Origin of the sequence: Pseudomonas syringae pv. tomato str. DC3000 (genome assembly GCF_000007805.1) — a bacterium.
Classification (GTDB): Bacteria; Pseudomonadota; Gammaproteobacteria; order Pseudomonadales; family Pseudomonadaceae; genus Aquipseudomonas; species Aquipseudomonas avellanae.
In genome coordinates this window covers 3,027,006-3,049,986 of record NC_004578.1, presented here as the reverse complement: position 1 = coordinate 3,049,986, position 22,981 = coordinate 3,027,006, and the positions used below count along the sequence as shown (strand labels likewise).

The window sequence follows — 22,981 nt, the reverse complement described above, 5'->3', positions numbered from 1 at the left end:
TCGGCGTGTATAAACATTCATAACCGATATATGATTCACCCACGCTGCGGTATTCTCAAGCCCGCCGAAAAGCCCATCACAACAACAGCACGAGGCGCTCCATCGATGAACCTGAGCAAGGTCGATCTCAACCTTTTCATTGTCTTCGACGCCATCTACACCGAAGCCAACCTGACCCGCGCCGGGCAGATCGTCGGCATTACCCAGCCCGCCGTGTCCAACGCACTGGCGCGTTTGCGCGAAACCTTCAATGACCCCCTGTTTGTGCGAACCGCACAGGGCATGGTCCCGACACCGATGGCGCAGAATATCATCGGCCCGGTGCGCAACGCCCTGTCGCTGCTCAGGGTGTCGGTGCAGGAAAGCCGGATTTTCAACCCGCTGCAGGCCAACAAGAATTACCGCATCAGCATGACCGACCTGACCGAGGCAGTCATCCTGCCGGTACTCTTCCAGCGCCTGCGACGTCTTGCGCCAGCGGTAACCATCGAAAGCTTCCTGTCCAAACGCCGTGAAACCACCAAGGAGCTGGCTGCCGGCCGCCTCGACTTCGCCGTGGATGCGCCGCTCAACACCGACCCGCAAGTGCGGCACGTCAAGCTGCTGGAAGACCTCTACGTGTGTGCCATGCGCAAGGGCCATCCTCTGGCCAACAAACAGGCGCTGACCCTGGATGATTATCTGGCGCAGGCCCATATTCATATTTCCAGCCGTCGCAGTGGGCTGGGCCTGGTCGACCTGTCGCTGGGCAAGATGGGCATCCAGCGCCGCATCGCCCTGCGCTCGCAGCATTACCTGATGGCAACGCAGGTGCTGCAACAGACCGATATGGTCATGACCATCCCGGAACGCTTCGCCCGGCGCAATGACCTGCATTATGTCTACCTGCCGATCAACGATGTGCCTTCAGTGGAGACTCATCTTTACTGGCACGAAAGCACTGACCAGGACCCAGCCAACCGCTGGATGCGCGAGCAGATCATCGAGCTGTCCCAGCGGGTGATTGCTCGGGAAAACAGTGTAGAAACAGCATGACTTTCAAGCATTAAGCCATTGATATAAATAAATTTAATTAACAAACTTAAAGTTACTTCTAGCCTTGAAAACACGGCTGCCAGAGTGTCGACATGATCCGGATTGCTTGACGCTTACGTAAAGCAAGCTTTAGCTTAGCGGCTTATACCCAGTCACCGAGCCGCGCCATGAGCAGTCAGACTTACAGCATTTCCGAGCTTGCCCGCGAGCTGGACATCACCACTCGCGCCATTCGCTTTTACGAAGAGCAAGGCATGCTCAGCCCTGAACGCAAGGGGCTGGAACGTATCTACCTGGCCCGCGACAAAGTGACCCTGAAACTGATCCTGCGCGGCAAGCGTATCGGCTTCTCGCTGGCCGAGTGCAAAGAGCTTATTTCACTGTACGACCCCAGCGGCGGCAATCAAAAGCAGCTGCAGACCATGCTCGGCAAGATTACCGAGCGCCGCGGACAACTGGAGCAGCAGTTGCTCGACATCCAGCAGATGCAACTGGAACTGGACACCGCTGAAGAGCGCTGCCGGGCTGAGCTCGACAAGACCGCTGCCACCTCACACTGATCCATTATCACTGACTACAAGGCCCCTGCCATGCCCCTTGCGCAACAGGTGAATATCGTCGAAGTCGGCCCGCGTGACGGCCTGCAGAATGAGCCGCAGCCCATCAGCATCGAAGACAAGGTGCGATTGGTGGATGAGCTGACGGCTGCGGGCCTCATGCACATTGAGGTCGGCAGTTTTGTCTCGCCCAAATGGGTTCCGCAGATGGCAGGATCCGCCCAGGTGTTCGAGCAGATCCAGCGCCGCGAGGGTGTCATCTACTCGGCCCTGGCTCCCAATCTGCGTGGCTTTGAAGACGCGCTGGCGGCTGGCGTCAGAGAAGTTGCGGTGTTTGCAGCAGCAACCGAAGGGTTCTCGCAGCGCAACCTCAATTGTTCGATCAGCGAAAGTCTGGAGCGCTTCGCGCCGATCATGGCAGCGGCGCGCCTGCATGGTGTGCGGGTCAGGGGCTACGTGTCCTGCGTACTGGGCTGCCCTTACGAAGGCACTGTTGCACCTGAGCAGGTGGCCGCCGTTGCCAATGAACTCTACGCAATGGGCTGCTATGAAATTTCGCTGGGCGACACCATCGGCACCGGCACACCGGGGGCCACCCGGGCGCTGATCAACGCCGTGGCCGCGCAGGTCCCGCGAGGCAAACTGGCTGGGCATTTTCACGACACCTATGGCCAGGCGCTGGTGAACATCTATGCCAGCCTTGAAGAAGGCGTGCAGGTCTTCGACAGCTCTGTTGCGGGCCTCGGCGGCTGCCCTTATGCCAAGGGCGCCAGTGGCAATGTCGCCACCGAAGATGTGCTGTACATGCTGCAAGGCCTGGGCATCGACACAGGCGTGGACCTGGATCAGGTCATCAAGGCCGGTCAGCGCATCTGTAACGTATTACAACGCAGCAACGGGTCGCGAGTGGCCAAGGCTCGGCTGTCAGCGTGACAAACGTCACCGGTCGGTAACAGGGTGCGACAACTTGTCACAGAGTGTTACTCTCCCCCGCAGGTTGTTGAGGCAAGCGGGTAACACGGAAACAATCGACGCCGAAACCAGACGGTTCGGTGCCAGAAAAAACCCGGAAAACCTCGTGTTTGCAGGCGTTCTGAAAAACTGGCACGGGTCCTGCTATATCTCTTGCACAACAATAATAAAAGCACGCAGCACACCAATAAAAACAATACGTACCGGCTCTGACATAACAAGAACAACACGGACAGAGACGTAGCTAACAGATTTTTTTGAAGTGGATAGCTTTTCTGAACCACTTTGTCAACGCCAACTAAAAAGTGACCCCCTTCCGTGCTAAATCGCCAACTTAGTTTTGACCCCCCTCGGGTTCATATTTTCGAGCCGGTTCGGCCCGAGAAGATTTGGTTCCTGCTTTGCGCTTGTCCTTGAGTCGATAGCTTTCACCTGTCATCTGCACGATATGGGCATGATGTAACAGCCTGTCCAGCATGGCCGCTGTCAGTGTTTGATCATCCGCAAAGGTTCCGGCCCACTGGGTAAACGGCAAGTTACTCGTGAGGATCAGGCTGCCTTGCTCGTAGCGCTTGGCGACAACATTGAAGAACAGGTTGGCTTCATCACGACCAAACGGCAGGTAGCCGATTTCATCGATGACCAACAACCCAGGGGCCATCACCACACGACTGAAGTATTCCTTGAGCCGTTCCTGGCGGTGCGCAGCGGTCAGTTGCAGCATCAAGTCAGCCGCCGTGACGAAGCGGGTTTTGATACCGGCCATCACTGCCCGGTAGGCCAGGGCGATAGCCAGGTGGCTCTTGCCTACACCACTAGGCCCCAGGAACACGATGTTCTCGGCACGTCCAACAAAACTCAGTGCTGCCAGCTCCTGGAGCTGTGCCCGGGGGACGCCGGTGGCAAACGCGAAGTCGTATTGCTCCAGCGTTTTCACAGCGGGCAGCGCGGCAGTTTTCAGCAGGGCCTGTCGAGAGCGTTCACTTCGGGCATCGGTCTCGGCAGCCAGCAGCTTTTCGAGGAAGTCGGCAAAGCTGTCTTCGCCGCTTGCTGCTTGTTGGGCCAGGTGCGGCCAGTCCACCCCGACGCGCTCAAGCTTTAGCCCCTTGCATAGTTCTGTCAGGCGAGCATGTTGAAGGTTCATGCTCTCACCTCCAGCAGTTGCTCATAAACCGACAGCGGATGCTGCAAGCTCTCGTACGGCAGGACCCGTCCCAGGCGTAGGCCTTGGGCGGGTTGTGGGCGCAGGCTCTGTGTTGGCAGTGGTAATAGTACCTGCTGCTCTTGGGCCAGACGTACCGCCGGTTGAACACCCGTCGTGCCGTGAATCCGCTGATGAGCGACTTCGTCGAGCCATTGGCCGATATGTGCGTTGGCCGTCACCACATCCAGCGTCAGACCCGCACTCTTGAGCGTAGCGGCCAACGGGGTAATGAAACTGCCCTTCAGATACCCGTTGAAGCGCTCAACCTTGCCCTTGGTCTGGGCACGGTAAGGGCGGCAGACCTTGGGAATAAAACCAAACTCATCGGCCAGCGCAGCCAATCGGGGATGCCAACGGTGCTGGCCCTCCCCAAAAGCATCTCGCTCGGTGATGATGGTTCCGGCGTTATCAAACAATGCCTGCTCGGGCACGCCGCCAAAGTAAGCGAACGCCTCCCGAAGCCCTGTCAGCCAGGCTTCGCTGTCCTCTCGCTCGGAGAAACGGACAAAGCTTGCTCGACTAAAACCAAGTGTCGCCACGAACGCCTTAAGCGGCTGACGGCCTCGTCGAATGGTGGTGAAGTCCACCTGTATCTGCTTGCCGGGCAGTGTCTCGAAACGTACCACCGGCTCTTCTGCCTTACGTTTGAAGGGGCGAATATAAGCCTTCAGACGACTGACGCCGCCGCTGTACCCCAATGCCGTGATCTCACGCAGCAGGACGGTCGCCGGAATCCAGTGTGGGCGCGCCGCCTCAATACGCTCGTGCAGGTAGTCCTTGAAGGGGTCGATTTTGCACGGACGTGCGGGTCTCACCTTGTCACTGGGTAGCGACCGGGCCTTTCGCAGGTACTTGCGCACGGTGTTACGCGAAATACCCAGCTCACGGGCGATGAATTTGATGCCATGGCCCTGACGGGCCAACACTTTAATTTCCACAGACTGCTCCTGGGTCAACATATTGGCAGCTCAAAGCCGCCAGTTTTACCCAGGGGGGTCAATTCTAGGTTGGCGTTAGGGGGTCATTTTTACAGTGGCGGTGACACCACTTGCCCTGCAAGTCGTTTGCAGCCAGACAGAGAACAATAAAACTGCCCTGAGGCAGCTCCGGAACTGGTTGAATCGTTGCGATAGAAAGCACGATGAAAGTGACATCAGCGCTCAAAAAAATACGTTTGCTCTTGGTCCAGCCTCTGGACCGCTCAAAAAAGATGTGAAGGGTCAGGTCGCCAAAAACAACAACAGGCCTCCCGAAAAACAAAAAAGAGCATAGAGACATACCTTGAAGGGGAGCCCAGGCTCCCCTTCGTGCTTTCCGACGTTTGCTTTTGCCTCCTCAACTTCCCCCGCCCCTGCGCAAACGCGCCTGATTGACAGCACACACGTGCAGGTTTACGTTAACGTAAAGGTCATAGCCAATCCGCACAGAACCATCTCCAAGAATAAAACAGGAACGCTACCCATGAGTTACCCCAGCCTGAACTTCGCCCTGGGCGAAACCATCGACATGCTGCGCGACCAGTTGCAGTCTTTTGTTGCCGCAGAAATTTCCCCGCGCGCCGCCCAGATCGACAAGGACAACCTGTTTCCTGCCGACATGTGGCGCAAGTTCGGCGAGATGGGCGTGCTGGGCATTACCGTCAGCGAAGAGTACGGCGGCGCGGGCCTGGGGTATTTGGCGCATGTTGTAGCCATGGAAGAAATCAGCCGTGGCTCGGCCTCGGTGGCATTGTCCTATGGCGCGCACTCGAACCTCTGCGTCAACCAGATCAACCGCAACGGCAATCCGGCGCAGAAAGCCCGCTATTTACCGAAACTGATCAGCGGCGAGCACGTCGGCGCACTGGCCATGAGCGAACCCAATGCCGGCTCGGACGTGGTGTCGATGAAGCTGCGCGCCGACAAGCGTGGCGATCGCTATGTGCTCAATGGCAGCAAGACCTGGATCACCAACGGGCCGGATGCCGACACCTACGTGATCTACGCCAAGACTGATCTGGAAAAGGCCGCACATGGCATCAGCGCGTTCATCGTCGAGCGCGACTGGAAAGGCTTTTCTCGCGGCAGCAAGTTCGACAAGCTCGGCATGCGCGGCTCCAACACCTGCGAGCTGTTTTTCGACGATGTCCAAGTGCCTGAGGAAAACCTGCTGGGCGCACTCGACGGCGGCGTCAGAGTGCTGATGAGCGGCCTGGATTATGAACGCGTCGTGCTTTCTGGCGGGCCGACCGGGATCATGCAGGCCTGCATGGACGTGGTGGTCCCCTACATTCACGACCGCAAGCAATTCGGCCAGAGCATCGGCGAATTCCAGCTGATTCAGGGCAAGATTGCCGACATGTACACCCACCTCAACGCCAGCCGGGCGTACTTGTATGCCGTGGCCCAGGCCTGTGATCGTGGCGAGACCACGCGCAAGGACGCCGCCGGGGTGATTCTCTACAGCGCAGAGCGCGCCACCCAGATGGCACTGGACGCCATCCAGATTCTCGGCGGCAATGGTTACATCAACGAGTTTCCGGCCGGGCGACTGCTGCGCGACGCCAAGCTCTACGAGATCGGCGCCGGCACCAGCGAGATCCGACGCATGCTCATCGGTCGTGAACTGTTCAACGAAACCCGTTGATTACGGAGCTCCCATGGCCATTCTGCACACCCGAATCAACGTCCGCTCTACGGAGTTTGCCCTTAATCACGACGCACTTCTCAAGCAAGTCGAGGAACTGCGCAGCCTGCTGGGTAAAGTCCGCCAGGGCGGCGGAGCCAAGGCTCAGGAACGTCACACCTCACGCGGCAAACTGCTGCCGCGCGAGCGTATCAACCGCTTGCTCGACAGCGGCTCGCCATTTCTGGAGATCGGCCAACTGGCTGCCCACGAGGTGTATGGCGAAGACGTTCCGGCTGCCGGAGTGATCGCCGGCATTGGTCGTGTCGAAGGCGTCGAATGCATGATCATTGCCAATGACGCGACGGTCAAAGGCGGCTCGTACTACCCGTTGACGGTGAAAAAGCACCTGCGGGCGCAGACCATCGCCCAGCAGAACCGCCTGCCGTGCATCTATCTGGTGGATTCCGGCGGTGCCAACCTGCCCCGTCAGGACGAGGTGTTTCCTGACCGCGAACACTTCGGGCGGATTTTCTTCAATCAGGCGAACATGAGTGCCCAGGGCATTCCACAGATTGCCGTGGTAATGGGCTCGTGCACCGCAGGCGGAGCTTACGTACCAGCAATGGCCGACGAAGCAATCATGGTGCGCCAGCAAGCCACGATTTTTCTCGCTGGCCCGCCGCTGGTCAAGGCAGCCACCGGTGAAGTGGTCAGCGCTGAAGACTTGGGCGGTGCCGATGTGCATTGCAGAACATCCGGGGTGGCCGATCATTACGCCGACAGCGATGAACATGCGCTGGGGCTGGCCAGGCGCAGTATCGCCAACCTGAACTGGCGCAAGCAGGGCCAACTGAACGCAATCGCGCCCATTGCGCCGCTGTACGCCGGCGAAGAGCTGTACGGCATTATCCCGGCGGATACCAAGCAGCCATTCGATGTGCGGGAAGTGATCGCCCGGCTGGTGGATGGCTCGACGCTCGATGAGTTCAAGGCGCTGTTCGGCACCACACTGGTCTGCGGTTTCGCGCGCCTGCATGGCTACCCGATCGCGATTCTGGCCAACAACGGCATTCTGTTCGCCGAGGCTGCGCAAAAAGGCGCGCACTTCATCGAGCTGGCCTGCCAACGGGGCATTCCCCTGCTGTTTCTGCAGAACATCACCGGTTTCATGGTCGGCCAGAAGTACGAAGCTGGCGGTATCGCCAAACACGGCGCCAAACTGGTCACCGCCGTGGCCTGCGCGAAGGTGCCGAAATTCACGGTGATCATCGGCGGCAGTTTCGGAGCCGGTAACTACGGCATGTGCGGTCGCGCTTACGATCCGCGCTTTCTGTGGATGTGGCCCAATGCCCGGATTGGCGTAATGGGCGGCGAACAGGCCGCCGGTGTGCTGGTGCAGGTCAAATGCGAGCAGGCCGAACGTGCCGGTCAGGCGTTCAGCGCGCAGCAGCAGGCGGAGCTGAAACAACCGATCCTCGATCAGTATGAGCATCAGGGCCACCCTTACTATTCCAGTGCGCGCCTGTGGGACGACGGGGTCATCGACCCGGCACAGACCCGCGAGATTCTCGCCCTGGCCCTCTGCGCCTCGCTCAATGCGCCCATCGAACCTACCACCTTCGGGCTGTTCCGAATGTGAGCCGGGAAACGACCATGACTTCGACTTCATTCGCGACCATAGAACTGCTTCACGACCCACGCGGTTTCGCCACGTTGTGGCTGAATCGCGCGGACAAGAACAACGCCTTCAACGCGCAGATGATCCGCGAGCTGATCCTGGCGCTGGATCAGGTGCAAGGCAATGCAGGCCTGCGCTTCTTGCTGATCCGCGGCCGTGGCCGGCATTTCAGTGCCGGTGCCGATCTTGCCTGGATGCAGCAGGCGGCGGACCTGGACTACAACACCAACCTGGACGATGCACGCGAGCTGGCCGAGCTGATGTACAACCTTGCCAGACTGAAAATTCCGACCCTGGCGGTGGTGCAAGGTGCGGCGTTCGGCGGTGCACTGGGGCTGATCAGTTGCTGCGACATGGCCATCGCCGCCGAAGACGCTCAGTTCTGCCTGTCGGAGGTGCGCATTGGTCTGGCACCGGCGGTTATCAGCCCGTTCGTGGTGCAGGCCATCGGCGAACGTGCGACGCGCCGTTACGCCCTGACCGCCGAGCGCTTCGATGGGCGGCAAGCCCGACATATCGGCCTGATCGCCGAATGTTACCCCGTCGCCGACCTTGAACATCAAACGCTTGGCTGGATAGACAACCTGCTGCTCAACAGCCCTCAGGCCATGCGTATCAGCAAGGAACTGCTGCGCGAAGTCGGCAGTGGCGAACTCACGCCTGCACTGCGCCGCTACTGTGAAAGCGCCATTGCGCGCATCCGCACCAGTGCCGAGGGGCAGGAAGGTTTGCGCGCCTTTCTGCAAAAACGTACACCCGGTTGGCAGCAACGCGATGACGAGCCTGCGGCTCTGGAAGACCGACAAAAGGACTCGCAACGATGAACACGCCTGAACTGACCACACTGCTGATCGCCAACCGCGGGGAAATTGCCTGCCGCATCATGCGCACCGCAAAAAAGATGGGCCTGACCACGGTTGCCGTACACAGCGCTATTGACCGCGACGCTCGCCACAGTCGCGAGGCCGATATCTGCGTCGACCTTGGCGGCAGCAAGGCGGCTGAAAGCTACCTGGTGATCGACAAGCTCATCAAAGCAGCCAAGGCCAGCGGCGCACAGGCGATCCATCCCGGTTACGGTTTTTTGTCTGAAAACGCTGATTTTGCCCGCGCTATCGAAGCTGCCGGGCTGGTTTTCCTCGGCCCGCCCGCCTCGGCCATCGACGCAATGGGCAGTAAGTCCGCTGCCAAATCGCTGATGGAACAGGCTGGCGTGCCGTTGGTACCGGGCTATCACGGTGCTGCGCAGGACATCGACACATTCCATGCGGCTGCCGAGCGCATCGGCTACCCCGTGCTGTTGAAAGCCACGGCGGGCGGCGGCGGCAAAGGCATGAAAGTGGTCGAGCAGGCCAGCGAAATGGCCGAAGCGCTGGCCTCGGCTCAACGTGAGGCGCTTTCCTCGTTTGGCGATGCGCGGATGCTGGTGGAGAAGTACGTCCTCAGCCCGCGTCACGTCGAGATTCAGGTGTTTGCTGATCAGCAGGGTCATTGCCTGTACCTCAATGAGCGCGACTGTTCCATTCAGCGCCGCCACCAGAAAGTCGTCGAGGAAGCGCCAGCGCCGGGCCTGACGCCTGAGCTGCGCAAAGCGATGGGTGAAGCGGCGGTCAAAGCCGCGCAGGCCATTGGCTACGTGGGCGCGGGTACGGTGGAGTTTTTGCTGGACGCACGCGGCGAGTTCTTCTTCATGGAGATGAACACCCGCCTGCAAGTCGAACACCCGGTGACTGAATACATCACAGGGCTTGATCTGGTGGAATGGCAGATCCGTGTGGCCCGAGGCGAATCGCTGCCTATCACCCAGGAGCAGGTCCAGCTGATCGGCCATGCGATGGAAGTCAGGCTGTATGCCGAAGACCCGGCCAACGATTTTCTGCCCGCAACCGGCACGCTGCAGCTCTATAGAGAACCTGCCAGCGGCCTTGGCAGGCGTGTGGACAGCGGCGTGGCCGAAGGCGACAGCATTTCGCCATTTTACGACCCCATGCTCGGCAAGCTGATTGCCTGGGGCGAAAACCGTGAAGAAGCACGCCTGCGCCTGCTCGGCATGCTCGACGAGTTCGCCGTGGGCGGTGTCAAAACCAACCTGGCGTTTCTGCGCCGCATCATCGCCCATCCGGCGTTTGCCGCTGCGCAACTGGATACCGGCTTTATCCCCCGCCATCAGAATCAGTTGCTGCCGCAAACCCGTGAACCCGACGAGACGTTCTGGCAAGCCGCTGGCGAAGCGTTCAGGCAGAGCGAGCCGGCACGTCTTGATCAGGCAGCCCCGTACTCGCCGTGGGCCGCGATGAGCGGCTTTCGCGCCGGCATGCCTGCCGAAACGGACCTGCAACTGAGCTGCGACGGCCAAAGCCGGGCGGTTCGCTTGCTGGATAACGATGCCCGGCTATTGCGACTGGATGGCGAGCATCTGCACAGCGAGCACGACGGCGTGCGCCAGAAAAACCTGGCAGTCCGTCGTGGCGATACGCTGTATCTCAAATGGCAGGGCGTCCTTTACACCGTCAGTAAAGTCGATCCGCTCAGCCACACCGACGCTGCTCAAGGCCAGCACGGCGGCCTGACTGCGCCCATGAACGGCAGCATCGTGCGTGTGCTGGTCGAGGTGGGCCAGACGGTTGAGGCCGGGGCGCAACTGGTGGTGCTGGAAGCGATGAAAATGGAACACAGCATCCGCGCAGCCAATGCCGGGGTCATCAACGCGCTTTATTGCCGTGAGGGCGAGATGGTCAATGAGGGGGCGGTGCTGGTGGAGATGGGTTGAGTAATCTGTCTGCGCAGATTAGCGCCCTGGCTGGATGTTTGGCTGCGAAACGCCTTGGAAACCTGCTACCTCGGTTGCACCTGGTGTACCGTGCGCACCGGTTTTGCTGCCGGTTCCCGGCAGTTCGCGGACAAGTCCGCTCCTACGAAAGTCAAGAGATCGTGGGCAAGCGAAGCGTCGCCCGGTCAGCTCCCACGGCCTTTGGCCAGAATCAGAAGCAGACGGGTATATGACGCTTAGCGCGGTAGCATCGACGCTTATTAGTAGTAAGCGTTTTCTTTCTGCGTGTGGTCGGTAACATCGCGAACGCCCGACAGCTCTGGAATACGCTCGAGCAGCGTGCGCTCAATGCCTTCCTTCAGCGTGACATCCGCCTGGCCGCAACCCTGGCAACCGCCACCGAATTGCAGGACAGCGATGTTTTTCGCCTCTTCCTCGACCACGTCGATCAGTGTGACCTGGCCGCCGTGGCTGGCGAGCCCAGGGTTGATCTCGGTTTGCAGGTAATAATTGATGCGCTCGTTGATCGGGCTGTCGGCATTGACCATTGGCACCTTGGCGTTCGGGGCCTTGATGGTCAACTGGCCGCCCATACGGTCGGTGGCGTAATCGACAACGGCATCATCCAGAAAGGCTTCGCTGAAACCATCGATCCAGGCGGTGAAGCTCTTCAGGCCGATGGCCTTGTCTTCCGGCTTTTCTTCGCCCGGCTTGCAGTAGGCAATGCAGGTTTCAGCGTACTGGGTGCCGGGCTGGGTGATAAACACGCGGATGCCGATGCCTGGGGTATTCTGCTTTTCCAGCAGATCGGCCAGATAATCGTGGGCGGCATCGGTAATAGTGATAGCGGTCATGAAAATTCCTCGCAGACGTGCGGGCAGTTTACGCCAATCAGCCGCGCCATACAAAGTCCTAGTGTTTTTGTCAGGTTAATGCCTGCGCCTGACTGACTGCCCGGCGACCGTCCAGCCAGCCCTTCATGCGCCGGTACAGGCCCTTCTCGATCCACTCGTAACTCACCCATGCACCTATGGCGATGATCGGCACGCAGAACGCGAATACCACGTAAGGGCTCAAGCCATAGCGTTGCGCCATCAACAATCCGCCGTACAGCACCAGCACATGCAGCAGGTACACCGAATACGAGCAGTCACCCAGCACTTTGAGCAGACGGCTGCCTTTGAAAAACGGTTCCAGAGAAATACACGACAGCACAATCAAGGCGCTCGGCAGGCCCCAATTCAGCAGACGCTGCTCATTGGTCAGGTGATTAATGGCATACAGCCCCACCGCGATGCCTGCCAGCGGCAGCCACACTGCCTGCCTGATCCAGCCACGGCGATAGAGGATGCCGATACCGATGCCCAGCAGAAACTCGTAAACAATGTCATTGCCGTAGAACCGGCTGATCAGCCCTGCTTTGGCCAGCACTTCACTGACCGCAAACAGCGCCGCCGCAATGATCAGCGGTCGATGACGCTGTTCAAACAAAAAGACCATGGAGAACAGCAGGTAGAAAAACATTTCGTAGTTGAGCGTCCAGCCGACGTTCAGCGTAGGGTACAGGCCATAGCCGCCGGGGTTTTCCGAAGGGATGAAAACCAGCGACAAAAGGAAATTCTGCCAGCCAATCACCTGATGCGGCAGCATGGGCGCGGCGATCAGCAACAGCAAGGCCATGGCGGCGGTATACAGCCAGTAGGCCGGAACGATGCGAATCAGACGATGCAGGATGAAACGCCGGGGTGGAATGTCGCTGTTCTGGGTGGAAAGGAAAATCACCAGACCGCTGATGACGAAGAAGATATCGACGCCGACCGCACCCTTGGACACAAAAAGCTCGCCAATTGGTCCACCGGCCTTGAAGTCAAAAAAAATCTGCATGAAGTGATGGCATACCACGACCCACGCCGCGAATGCCCGTAGCGCCTGAACTGAAATCAACATCACAAAAACCTCTACCGCCTGACTTTCAATCACGCGCCGGTCTGCAACCGGCCCATGACGCGCACCATTTCCGACCACTGTTTTGAAAAAAAGGTCGCGCAAGATGCGTTTCGTTCAGGAACTGGCGATGGCCGCAGGCCATGTTCCGTATGGATTACGGCGCGACGACGCCTGTTTAGAGGTTCTCGTAGCGATTCATGTCAAGCACCGCCGCTTCACGCGGTTCGGTTTCCTGAAGATAGTGATTCAGGTCGTGGAAATAGGTCCAGAACAGTGGGTGGGTCCGACGAATGCCCCAACGCTGGACGATCTGTTCAAAACTCGCCTGGTCCTTGCTCTGCTGCATGGCGTCGACAAAGGCAGGCACTTGTGCAGCCGGAATGTTGAAGATGAAGTTCGGGTAGCTGCTCAGTACGCCGGGATAAATGGTCAGGGTGTCCAGCCCCGGTATATAGCGGTATGACTCACCCAGCAGAAACGCGACGTTACTGTGTGCGCGGTTGCGCAGCATGCTGTACATCAGCCGCTTGCCGTCGCTGCCCTGGATGCGCAGCATGCTCGCTTCCGGCAGTTGATCGATGACTTTCAGGCCCGCTGCCGGACGCGACGTCAAGCGGCTCAGCGCCTGCTCTGCCTGGGCGAACGTGCTGTCCAGACTGGCCCGCGAGCAATAAGCACCTGCGCAGCGATTGATCGGGTCCGGCGCGGCGTTCAGGCTGCCGGAGCGCTCGATCAGCTTGAATGCGAAGTCACGCTGCGGGGCCTTTGCGTCGAGTTTGATGCCGGTCGGCGTATCGTCGTCGATGCTCTGATAATCGAGCCACATCTTGAATTTGCCGCCATCCTGATAAAGGTCGCCGAGCATGCCGTCGCGCTGATCGGCAGGCATCAGGCGCAGGAAGTTGATCTCTGCGCCGTTGCGGATCAGGTCGAAATACAGACGTGTCTGTGCCTGATGCGAAACATTGCCGTACACATCGAAATTCACCGCCAACTGGTAATAGGTGCGCTCAAGCAGGGGAAAGTCGAACAACCACATGGAATGCGGCACATCACCAATCAGGCCTTTATTCACCGAAGCACTGTCGAAATGGCGGAAAACGGTCAGCAAGGCATTATCGTTACCAGTCCATAGCGTACTCCAGCCCGGCGCAGGCATTTTCGCGTAGCTGTCGCGGCGCAGGTCCTCGTACTGGTTACGCCGGTCCCGATAGGACAACCACAGGCTGAGCACACTGCCGACGTCGTCGTTCTGCCCCGGCATGGCCAGCAAAGGCATGGCGTGCCCCCGATAAGCGGCATCGGTGATGTAATGATCGTGCGCGGGGTCCTGAAACAGTACCCAGAACTGGTCACGAATCACATCAGTCGCAATCTGCCCGCGACAGACCGGCCCGCGGATAAACGTACGCACAAAATACTCGGCGTTATCGAGCATGAACTGGTAACGCGCGACGGCCGGAATCGCTTCAAAGGTCAGAAACGGATTGGCACGGTGGCCCGGACCGTAACCGGGCAGCGCGTTGACTGTCCAGTCGGTGCCATAGAACAAGTGGCGGACCCGGTCGAGTTTCTGCGGGCTCATGGCAAAGGTGATGTGGGTCTTGTGAACGATCACGCCTTGCACAGGCACCAGGCGGTAATAGAAGTCGCTGCCTGGGTCGTCATCGGGGCGCCGGGTGGCGATCAGGTCCACCGGCTGACCACTTGGGGTTCGCGAGCGTACCCATTGGAAAAAGTGCTGCGTCTCGCCGCCCTCGAAATAGATGTGTGCCAGAAACAAATGCTCGAACAGCCAGCGGCCAACCAGCGCCTGCCTGGCACCCGGCTGGTTGAGCAGCGCCTCCCAGGCGTTGATTTGCGCGGTCTCACTGACGCTCGGGGTGATCGACTGTTGTTCGACCGGGGCACCAGCGGCCAGCCAGCGCTGCAGTGTCTGGTATTCAGCGTCGGTCAGACCGGCGACTGCCAGCGGCATGCCTTGCTGCGTGTGGGCCGCAGCATAGGCATTGAATTCGCCGGGCATCGGGCAGACGTTCTCGCGATTGAGGCCCAGCGCGATCTCATCGGGGATTTTGCTGTTGGCCGGCAACGGCGCGCTGCGCCCCAGATCGAGCATGCGCGCCATCAAAGCCGCCTGACCGCCCTGGGCTTCCAGTACCGAATAGAAGCCTTTACCGCGCCATGCATCAGTGTTGCGCGCATCGTAAAACAGCCGGGTGGGCGCAACCGCTTCGCTACGCTCCCCTTGATAAACAGGAATCTTGCTCGCGCCACGGCTCAGCCCTTCCCCGCTGCCCAGATTCAGTTGGCACGGCGCGTCATTGCAGGCGTGGCAGGCAACGCACTTCTCGGTAAGGATTGGCTGAATGTCCTGAACATAGGAAATAGCCGGTGGCGCTGATGTAGCGGGCGATGTGAGGTTCTGGGCCTGGGTAGCACAGCAGATAAACAGTAAGGCGACGCTTGCCAACAAACGGAGCGGCATATCCCGAAGGCTCTGATATTAAAATGGCATAATTCTACAAGCGCACAGCCAACCTCAACATGAATGATTTTCATGCAAAAGGCACAGCACCACCAAAAGCGTTCCGGTTTGCTATCATCGCCACCTTTAAAGCATCGACCTTCTCAAGGTAGCCCCCATGTCTGACCGCAGCGCCCGCCATCAAGCCTTTATCACTGCTCTGAAACAGAGAATCCTGATTCTCGATGGCGGCATGGGCACCATGATCCAGAGCTACAGGCTTGAGGAAGAAGACTATCGGGGCAAACGTTTTGCCGACTGGCCAAGTGACGTCAAGGGCAACAACGACCTGCTGATCCTGACCCGTCCCGACGTGATCGGCGCCATCGAGAAGGCGTATCTGGATGCCGGTGCCGACATCCTCGAAACCAACACCTTCAACGCCACACAGGTGTCCCAGGCCGACTACGGCATGGAATCGATCGTCTACGAGCTGAACGTCGAAGGCGCCCGTCTGGCCCGTAAGGTCGCAGACGCCAAAACCCTCGAAACCCCGGACAAACCGCGCTTCGTTGCTGGCGTGCTCGGCCCGACCAGCCGCACCTGTTCGTTGTCGCCGGACGTCAACAACCCTGGCTATCGCAACGTCACGTTCGACGAACTGGTGGAGAACTATACCGAGGCCACCAAAGGCCTGATCGAGGGCGGCGCCGACCTGATTCTGATCGAAACCATCTTCGACACCCTCAACGCCAAGGCGGCGATTTTCGCCGTGCAGGGCGTGTTCGAAGAGTTGGGTTTTGAACTGCCTATCATGATTTCCGGCACCATCACCGACGCCTCCGGCCGCACCCTGTCGGGCCAGACTACCGAAGCGTTCTGGAACTCGATCAGCCATGCAAAACCGGTCTCCGTCGGCCTGAACTGCGCCCTGGGTGCCAGTGAACTGCGCCCTTACCTGCAAGAGCTGGCCAACAAGGCCAACACTCATGTGTCTGCGCACCCCAACGCCGGCCTGCCCAACGCGTTCGGCGAGTACGACGAACTGCCGAGCCAGACTGCGAAGATCATCGAAGAATTCGCTCAAAGCGGTTTCCTGAACATTGTCGGCGGCTGCTGCGGCACCACACCTGAGCACATCAAGGCGATCGCCGAGGCAGTGTCTGGTTATGCACCCCGTGAAATTCCAGACATCCCCAAAGCCTGCCGCCTGTCGGGCCTTGAACCGTTCACCATCGATCGCCAGTCGCTGTTCGTCAACGTCGGCGAGCGCACCAACATCACCGGCTCCGCCCGCTTTGCCCGCCTGATCCGTGAAGACAACTACACCGAAGCGCTGGAGGTCGCCCTGCAACAGGTCGAAGCCGGTGCCCAGGTGATCGACATCAACATGGACGAGGGGATGCTCGACTCGAAGAAGGCCATGGTCACCTTCCTCAACCTGATCGCAGGCGAGCCGGATATCTCTCGCGTGCCGATCATGATCGACTCCTCCAAGTGGGAAGTGATCGAGGCCGGTCTCAAGTGCATTCAGGGCAAGGGCATCGTCAACTCGATCAGCATGAAGGAAGGCGTCGAGCAGTTCATTCATCACGCTCGCCTGTGCAAGCGCTACGGTGCGGCAGTCGTGGTGATGGCCTTCGACGAACAGGGCCAGGCCGACACCGAAGCGCGCAAGAAGGAAATCTGCAAGCGCTCGTACGACATTCTGGTCAACGAAGTGGGCTTCCCGCCGGAAGACATCATCTTCGACCCGAACATCTTCGCCATTGCCACCGGTATCGAAGAGCACAACAATTACGCCGTGGACTTCATCAACGCCTGTGCCTACATCCGCGATGAACTGCCGCACGCCCTGACCTCGGGCGGCGTGTCCAACGTGTCGTTCTCGTTCCGCGGCAACAACCCGGTACGCGAAGCCATTCACTCGGTGTTCCTGCTCCACGCGATCCGCAATGGCCTGAGCATGGGCATCGTCAATGCCGGGCAGCTGGAAATCTACGACCAGATCCCGGCCGAGCTGCGCGACTGTGTCGAAGACGTGGTGCTCAACCGTAATCCCGAAGGCACCGAGGCGTTGCTGGCCATTGCCGACAAGTACAAGGGCGATGGCAGCGTCAAGGAGGCTGAAACCGAAGAATGGCGCAGCTGGCCGGTCAACCAGCGCCTGGAGCACGCGCTGGTCAAGGGCATCACTACCCACATCGTGCAGGACACCGAAGAGTCGCGCCTGGGCTTCACCCGGCCTATCGAGGTGATCGAAGGCCCGCTGATGTCCGGCATGAACGTGGTCGGTGACCTGTTCGGCGCGGGCAAGATGTTTCTGCCGCAGGTGGTGAAGTCTGCACGGGTGATGAAACAGGCGGTCGCGCACCTTATTCCGTTCATCGAACTGGAAAAAGGCGACAAGCCCGAAGCCAAGGGCAAGATCCTCATGGCCACGGTCAAGGGCGACGTTCACGACATCGGCAAGAACATCGTCGGCGTGGTGTTGGGCTGTAACGGCTATGACATCGTCGATCTGGGTGTGATGGTGCCTGCCGAGAAGATCCTGCAGGTCGCCCGCGACGAGAAGTGCGACATCATCGGCCTGTCCGGGCTGATCACCCCGTCACTGGACGAAATGGTGCATGTTGCCCGTGAAATGCAGCGTCAGGACTTCCACCTGCCCCTGATGATCGGCGGCGCGACCACCTCCAAGGCGCACACGGCGGTCAAGATCGAGCCTAAATACAGCAACGATGCAGTGATCTACGTCACCGACGCCTCCCGAGCGGTGGGGGTCGCGACCCAGTTGCTGTCGAAAGAGCTGAAACCGGCGTTCATTGAAAAAACCCGCCTTGAGTACGTCGAAGTCCGCGAACGCACGTCGGCGCGCAGTGCACGCACCGAGCGCCTGAGCTATGGCGCAGCGGTGGCGAAAAAGCCGAAGTTCGACTGGGAAAGTTACACCCCTGCCAAGCCGACCTTCACTGGCACCCGCGTTCTGCAGGACATCGACCTGAACGTGCTGGCTGACTACATCGACTGGACGCCGTTCTTCATTTCCTGGGACCTGGCCGGTAAATACCCGCGCATCCTGACCGACGAAGTGGTTGGCGAAGCTGCCACTGCACTGTTTGAAGATGCCCAGCAAATGTTGCGCAAACTGATCGATGAAAAACTGATCAGCGCGCGCGCCGTATTCGGCTTCTGGCCGACCAACCAGATCAACGATGACGATCTGGAGGTCTATGGCGAAGACGGCAAGCCGCTGGCGAAACTGCATCACCTGCGCCAGCAGACCATCAAGCCTGACGGCAAACCGAATTTCTCGCTGGCAGACTTCGTTGCGCCCAAGGACAGCGGCCTGACCGACTACATTGGTGGTTTCATCACCACCGCAGGCATTGGCGCCGAGGAAGTGGCCAAGGCTTATCAGGACAACGGCGACGACTACAACTCGATCATGGTCAAGGCCTTGGCCGACCGTCTCGCCGAAGCCTGCGCCGAATGGCTGCACCAACAGGTGCGCAAGGATTACTGGGGTTACGCGAAAGACGAAGCGCTGGACAACGAGGCGCTGATCAAGGAGCAGTACATGGGCATTCGCCCCGCTCCGGGCTATCCGGCGTGCCCTGACCATACCGAAAAGGGCACCCTGTTCGCCCTGCTCGACCCGCTGCCGGAAGGCACGCCCGAGCACACGCCGGGCAAAAGCGGAGTGTTCCTGACCGAGCACTACGCCATGTTCCCGGCGGCGGCAGTCAGCGGCTGGTATTTCGCTCATCCTCAAGCGCAGTACTTTGCAGTCGGCAAGGTCGACAAGGATCAGGTCGAAAGCTACACAGCACGCAAGGGTCAGGACCTGAGCGTCACCGAACGCTGGCTGGCACCCAACCTTGGCTACGACGAGTAAACCAGATGGCTATTTGCCGTCTGGCCCTACAGGCGGCAACATGCTTTTCAACGAAAACGGCGACTCTTCGCCAAAAACACCCACGTTGAACGCCTGGGTATCAAGCCTGTAGCGCTCATCGCGGGTCGCGTCGAGAAATCGCTGTGTGTCTTGTGGCTCGACCACGTGCAGCACGTCAATGGTCCGCGCGCCGACTTGCTGGCGGGGCTGCTCTTGCGCCGTTTCGTAGCGATGCAACAGAATGATCGCCCACCCACCCAAGGTAAAATGCCCGGTAGCCACTGCGCTCAGGCTGCCATGGAGTTGTGCCTGCAACGACAGAGCCGTGCCGTTGATGGCGCTGAACAACACGTCCTCGCCAGGTTTGCCGCCTTTTTCCCGCAGGGCATCCATTGCACCAAACGCCATTTGCTCGTTGGCCGCCCACACCAGGCGCGTCTGCGGGTAGCGCCTGAACAGCACGCGGGCCTGCTCGACCGCTCGATCCCGACGCCATCCACCCAGCGCGATCTGCCGCAGGTGCACCTCAGGGTGTTCGGACAGCGCACGCAACATGCCTTTTTCACGCTGCAGGGAAACCGGTGTGGTGTTGGTGCCTGAGAACGCCAGCATGTCGACAACCTGCCCCTCGGCAACCGGAAGAACCAGGCTGATAAGTCGCTTAGCCGTCAGATAGCCGCCCTCCTCATCGTTGCCGACCAGACTGCCGATGAAATCCGGGTAGCGCGTTGGCAGATCACCCAGAATACGGATCTGATCCGCCGTCAGCGTGTTGTTCACCGCAAACAGCTTGACCCCGCTGCCCGTCGACATGCGCAGGATTTCCGGGGCAACGTTCAGCTCATTGGAGAACATCAGGTAATCCGGACGCACGTAGCCCTGCAGCGTTTCGCGCGCCAAGGCGAGCAACTTGCGGGTATCGCGGTCCGTATACAGTATTTTCAGCGACATGCCGGTGGTATTGGCAGCCGTCTGCATCACCCGGGCATGGCTCTGCCAATAGCCGTCGGTTTCAGTACCGGGGCTGAGAAATACCACAGAGGCGGCGAATGCGGATCCGGCCCACACACAGCCAACCACCATCAACCAGCCAGCAAAAAACGCCTTCATAGTCCAACCTTGAAACAACAGGGATTTATCGCTACAAGCGATTTATCGGCTGCTAGCGCAAGGTTCTGGAGACTGGCTGCCTGTTTATTCAGCCCGTTACCGGCTGCTGGCCCAGAACATCACCGCGCCCACGGCCAGAATCACAATAAACAGAATGGCCCAGGTGTCCACGGATCGGCCTGGCTTGGCTACTTTGGGGTGCTTGCTCATCGCATCGCCTCTTGTCGGTCTTATGGGTGATTGCACATGAAAATGTGATCCGCCGCGCTTTTGGCTGCGGTACCGCTCAGTTAAGTCGAGTCTTGCCCACACCGGCAGTGGGGATATGATTGAAAGGCAAATTGCTTATCGCTTTTAGTGATTTGCATATATATAAACATCACTTTTATCGATATCTGCAAACTGCTATCGTCGCCTCCGCTCCCGAGGGAGTGCGCGGCCGTGCGCGCAGAATTGACCAGATGAAGCAGCTAGCAGCAAGCGACGGGCCATACGCCCGTACTGACGCAGCCGCCCTGCTTCATGACGAAGCCTGAGAACAGGACCTATATGTACGTATACGACGATTACGATCAGAAGATCATCGAGGACCGCGTCAAGCAGTTCCGGGATCAGACCCGCCGTTACCTGGCCGGGGAACTGAGCGAAGAAGAGTTTCGACCGTTGCGCCTGCAAAACGGGCTCTATGTTCAGCGCTTTGCGCCGATGTTGCGGGTGGCGGTGCCCTACGGCCAACTGACTTCGCGTCAGGCGCGCATGATGGCGAAGATTGCCCGCGACTACGACAAGGGCTACGCGCACATCAGCACCCGTCAGAACGTGCAGTTCAACTGGCCTGCGCTGGAAGACGTGCCCGATATCCTGGCCGAGCTTGCGACCGTGCAGATGCACGCCATCCAGACCAGCGGCAACTGCCTGCGCAACGTGACCACCGACCAGTTTGCCGGCGTGGCCGCAGACGAGCTGGTAGACCCGCGCCCGTGGTGCGAGATCGTCCGTCAGTGGACCACCTTCCACCCGGAATTCGCCTACCTGCCGCGCAAGTTCAAGATTGCCATCAATGGTTCGACCAGCGACCGTGCCGCCATCGAAGTGCATGACATAGGCCTTGAGCCACTGCGCAACGAAGCTGGCGAGCTGGGCTTCCGGGTGCTGGTCGGCGGCGGTCTGGGCCGCACGCCAGTGGTTGGCGCCTTCATCAACGAGTTTTTGCCGTGGCAGGACCTGTTGAGCTACCTGGACGCCATTCTGCGGGTTTATAACCGCTATGGTCGTCGCGACAACAAGTACAAGGCGCGCATCAAGATTCTGGTCAAGGCGCTGACCCCTGAGGTCTTCGCGGCCAAGGTCGATGCCGAAATGGCTCACCTGCGCGGCGGCCAGACCACCCTGACCGAAGCCGAAGTGCAGCGCGTTTCGCGGCACTTTGTCGACCCGCAGTACAAGGCCCTCGACGACCAGCACGCCGAGCTGGCGGCGCTGGAAGCTCAGCACCCGGGCTTTGCGCGCTGGCGTCAACGCAATGTGCTGGCGCACAAGAAGCCGGGTTACATTGCCGTGACCCTGTCGCTCAAGCCGACCGGCGTTGCGCCGGGCGACGTGACAGACAAGCAACTGGACACCATCGCCGACCTGGCTGACCGTTTCAGCTTCGGTCAACTGCGCACCTCGCACGAACAGAACATCATTCTTGCCGACGTCGAGCAGGCCGAGCTGTTCACGCTGTGGAACGAGTTGCGTGACAATGGCTTTGCCACACCGAACATCGGCTTGCTGACTGACATCATCTGCTGCCCTGGCGGTGATTTCTGCTCGCTGGCCAACGCCAAGTCGATTCCGATCGCCGAATCGATCCAGCGCCGTTTCGACGACCTGGACTACCTGTTCGATATCGGCGAGCTGGACCTGAACATTTCCGGCTGCATGAACGCTTGCGGCCACCACCATGTGGGCCACATCGGCGTACTGGGCGTGGACAAGAAAGGCGAAGAGTTCTACCAGGTTTCACTCGGCGGCAGTGCCAGCCGTGACGCGAGCCTGGGCAAGATCCTCGGCCCGTCCTTTGCCCAGGATGCGATGCCTGACGTGATCGAAAAGCTGATCGACGTATACGTTGAGAAACGCAACGAAGACGAACGCTTCATCGACACTTACCAGCGGATTGGCATTGACCCTTTCAAGGAGCGTGTCTATGCAGCGAATCATTAAGAACAACGAAGTCATCGATGAGACCTGGCACCTGCTGCCGAAGGATACGACCTTGGACAGCCTGTCCAACTGTGACGACCTGATCGTCCCGCTGGCACTGTGGCGCGAGCACGCGCATGCACTCAAGGCGCGTGATGGCGGGCTGGGGGTATGGCTGGACAGCGATGAAGAAGCTGAAGAGATTGGTGAGGATGTCGATCAGTTTCAGGTCATTGCCCTGAATTTCCCGGCATTTACCGACGGCCGCAGTTTCTCCAATGCGCGCCTGTTGCGTGATCGCTATGGCTTCAAGGGTGAATTACGCGCCATTGGCGATGTGCTGCGCGACCAGTTGTTCTACATGCGCCGCTGCGGCTTCGATGCCTTCGCTGTGCGTGCAGACAAAGACCCGTATGACGCACTGGAAGGCCTCAAGGACTTTTCGGTAACGTATCAGGCAGCAACCGACGAGCCGCTGCCGCTGTTCCGCCGGCGCTGATTGCGCTGGCTTAAATCAGCGTTGACTATCGTTCCCACACTCAGTGGGAA

Annotated in this window: 17 protein-coding genes; 10 read left to right on the top strand and 7 right to left on the bottom strand. The window is 59.4% G+C overall.

Annotated features, from left to right (window positions below):
• Positions 1–105 precede the first annotated feature (105 nt).
• The 3 genes from PSPTO_RS14190 to PSPTO_RS14180 all read left to right on the top strand — a co-directional run bounded on the left by PSPTO_RS14190 (position 106) and on the right by PSPTO_RS14180 (position 2,525).
• Positions 106–1,035: a LysR family transcriptional regulator gene (locus PSPTO_RS14190; protein WP_005762543.1), complete on the top strand. Its 930-nt coding sequence runs from the start codon at positions 106–108 to the stop codon at positions 1,033–1,035.
• A 167-nt stretch (positions 1,036–1,202) separates the two neighbouring features.
• The gene (locus PSPTO_RS14185) at positions 1,203–1,595 is read left to right on the top strand and encodes a MerR family transcriptional regulator (RefSeq protein ID WP_005762545.1); all 393 of its coding nucleotides are present in this window, start codon (positions 1,203–1,205) and stop codon (positions 1,593–1,595) included.
• 30 nt (positions 1,596–1,625) lie between these two features.
• Positions 1,626–2,525, top strand: coding sequence for a hydroxymethylglutaryl-CoA lyase (locus tag PSPTO_RS14180; RefSeq protein WP_011104166.1), 900 nt, complete (start codon positions 1,626–1,628; stop codon positions 2,523–2,525).
• 373 nt (positions 2,526–2,898) lie between these two features.
• Here PSPTO_RS14180 and istB read toward each other — a convergent pair whose 3' ends face one another.
• From istB to PSPTO_RS14165, 3 genes are read right to left on the bottom strand one after another with little or no spacing between them, the layout of a single operon-like run.
• The gene (istB, locus tag PSPTO_RS14175; RefSeq protein ID WP_005741073.1) at positions 2,899–3,708 is read right to left on the bottom strand and encodes an IS21-like element ISPsy4 family helper ATPase IstB; all 810 of its coding nucleotides are present in this window, start codon (positions 3,706–3,708) and stop codon (positions 2,899–2,901) included.
• A complete protein-coding gene (istA, locus tag PSPTO_RS14170) occupies positions 3,705–4,727 on the bottom strand; it encodes an IS21-like element ISPsy4 family transposase (protein ID WP_002551322.1) in 1,023 nt (340 codons plus the stop codon). The genes istB and istA overlap by 4 nt, the downstream gene beginning before the upstream one ends.
• Positions 4,728–4,770: 43 nt before the next feature.
• Complete coding sequence (locus tag PSPTO_RS14165) at positions 4,771–5,046, bottom strand: hypothetical protein (RefSeq protein ID WP_159229451.1); 276 nt, start codon at positions 5,044–5,046, stop codon at positions 4,771–4,773.
• 183 nt (positions 5,047–5,229) lie between these two features.
• Here PSPTO_RS14165 and PSPTO_RS14160 point away from each other — a divergent pair, with 183 nt between their 5' ends.
• From PSPTO_RS14160 to PSPTO_RS14145, 4 genes are read left to right on the top strand one after another with little or no spacing between them, the layout of a single operon-like run.
• Positions 5,230–6,393, top strand: coding sequence for an isovaleryl-CoA dehydrogenase (locus PSPTO_RS14160; RefSeq protein ID WP_044389757.1), 1,164 nt, complete (start codon positions 5,230–5,232; stop codon positions 6,391–6,393).
• Between the two features lie 13 nt (positions 6,394–6,406).
• Positions 6,407–8,014, top strand: coding sequence for a carboxyl transferase domain-containing protein (locus tag PSPTO_RS14155; RefSeq protein ID WP_005762555.1), 1,608 nt, complete (start codon positions 6,407–6,409; stop codon positions 8,012–8,014).
• A gap of 14 nt (positions 8,015–8,028) precedes the next feature.
• The gene (locus PSPTO_RS14150; RefSeq protein ID WP_011104164.1) at positions 8,029–8,877 is read left to right on the top strand and encodes a gamma-carboxygeranoyl-CoA hydratase; all 849 of its coding nucleotides are present in this window, start codon (positions 8,029–8,031) and stop codon (positions 8,875–8,877) included.
• A complete protein-coding gene (locus tag PSPTO_RS14145) occupies positions 8,874–10,823 on the top strand; it encodes an acetyl/propionyl/methylcrotonyl-CoA carboxylase subunit alpha (RefSeq protein WP_011104163.1) in 1,950 nt (649 codons plus the stop codon). Before PSPTO_RS14150 ends, PSPTO_RS14145 begins: the two co-directional genes overlap by 4 nt.
• 260 nt (positions 10,824–11,083) lie before the next feature.
• On the opposite strand, the gene nfuA is transcribed toward PSPTO_RS14145, so the two are convergent.
• From nfuA to PSPTO_RS14130, 3 genes are all read right to left on the bottom strand, one after another.
• On the bottom strand, positions 11,084–11,677 hold the full coding sequence (nfuA, locus tag PSPTO_RS14140) for a Fe-S biogenesis protein NfuA (RefSeq protein WP_002553665.1): 594 nt from the start codon (positions 11,675–11,677) through the stop codon (positions 11,084–11,086).
• Positions 11,678–11,747: 70 nt separating this feature from the next.
• Positions 11,748–12,872: an acyltransferase family protein gene (locus tag PSPTO_RS14135; RefSeq protein ID WP_046463501.1), complete on the bottom strand. Its 1,125-nt coding sequence runs from the start codon at positions 12,870–12,872 to the stop codon at positions 11,748–11,750.
• A 73-nt stretch (positions 12,873–12,945) separates the two neighbouring features.
• Positions 12,946–15,078, bottom strand: coding sequence for a fatty acid cis/trans isomerase (locus PSPTO_RS14130; RefSeq protein ID WP_161797780.1), 2,133 nt, complete (start codon positions 15,076–15,078; stop codon positions 12,946–12,948).
• A gap of 337 nt (positions 15,079–15,415) precedes the next feature.
• Between PSPTO_RS14130 and metH the strand changes: the two genes are divergently transcribed.
• The gene (metH, locus tag PSPTO_RS14125; protein WP_011104161.1) at positions 15,416–19,135 is read left to right on the top strand and encodes a methionine synthase; all 3,720 of its coding nucleotides are present in this window, start codon (positions 15,416–15,418) and stop codon (positions 19,133–19,135) included.
• 9 nt (positions 19,136–19,144) lie between these two features.
• On the opposite strand, the gene PSPTO_RS14120 is transcribed toward metH, so the two are convergent.
• Positions 19,145–20,245, bottom strand: coding sequence for an ABC transporter substrate-binding protein (locus PSPTO_RS14120; RefSeq protein WP_005762569.1), 1,101 nt, complete (start codon positions 20,243–20,245; stop codon positions 19,145–19,147).
• Positions 20,246–20,794: 549 nt separating this feature from the next.
• Here PSPTO_RS14120 and PSPTO_RS14115 point away from each other — a divergent pair.
• Positions 20,795–22,453, top strand: a complete 1,659-nt coding sequence (locus PSPTO_RS14115) for a nitrite/sulfite reductase (protein WP_004396332.1) — start codon at positions 20,795–20,797, stop codon at positions 22,451–22,453.
• Complete coding sequence (locus PSPTO_RS14110; protein WP_005762572.1) at positions 22,437–22,931, top strand: DUF934 domain-containing protein; 495 nt, start codon at positions 22,437–22,439, stop codon at positions 22,929–22,931. Before PSPTO_RS14115 ends, PSPTO_RS14110 begins: the two co-directional genes overlap by 17 nt.
• Positions 22,932–22,981: the final 50 nt, after the last annotated feature.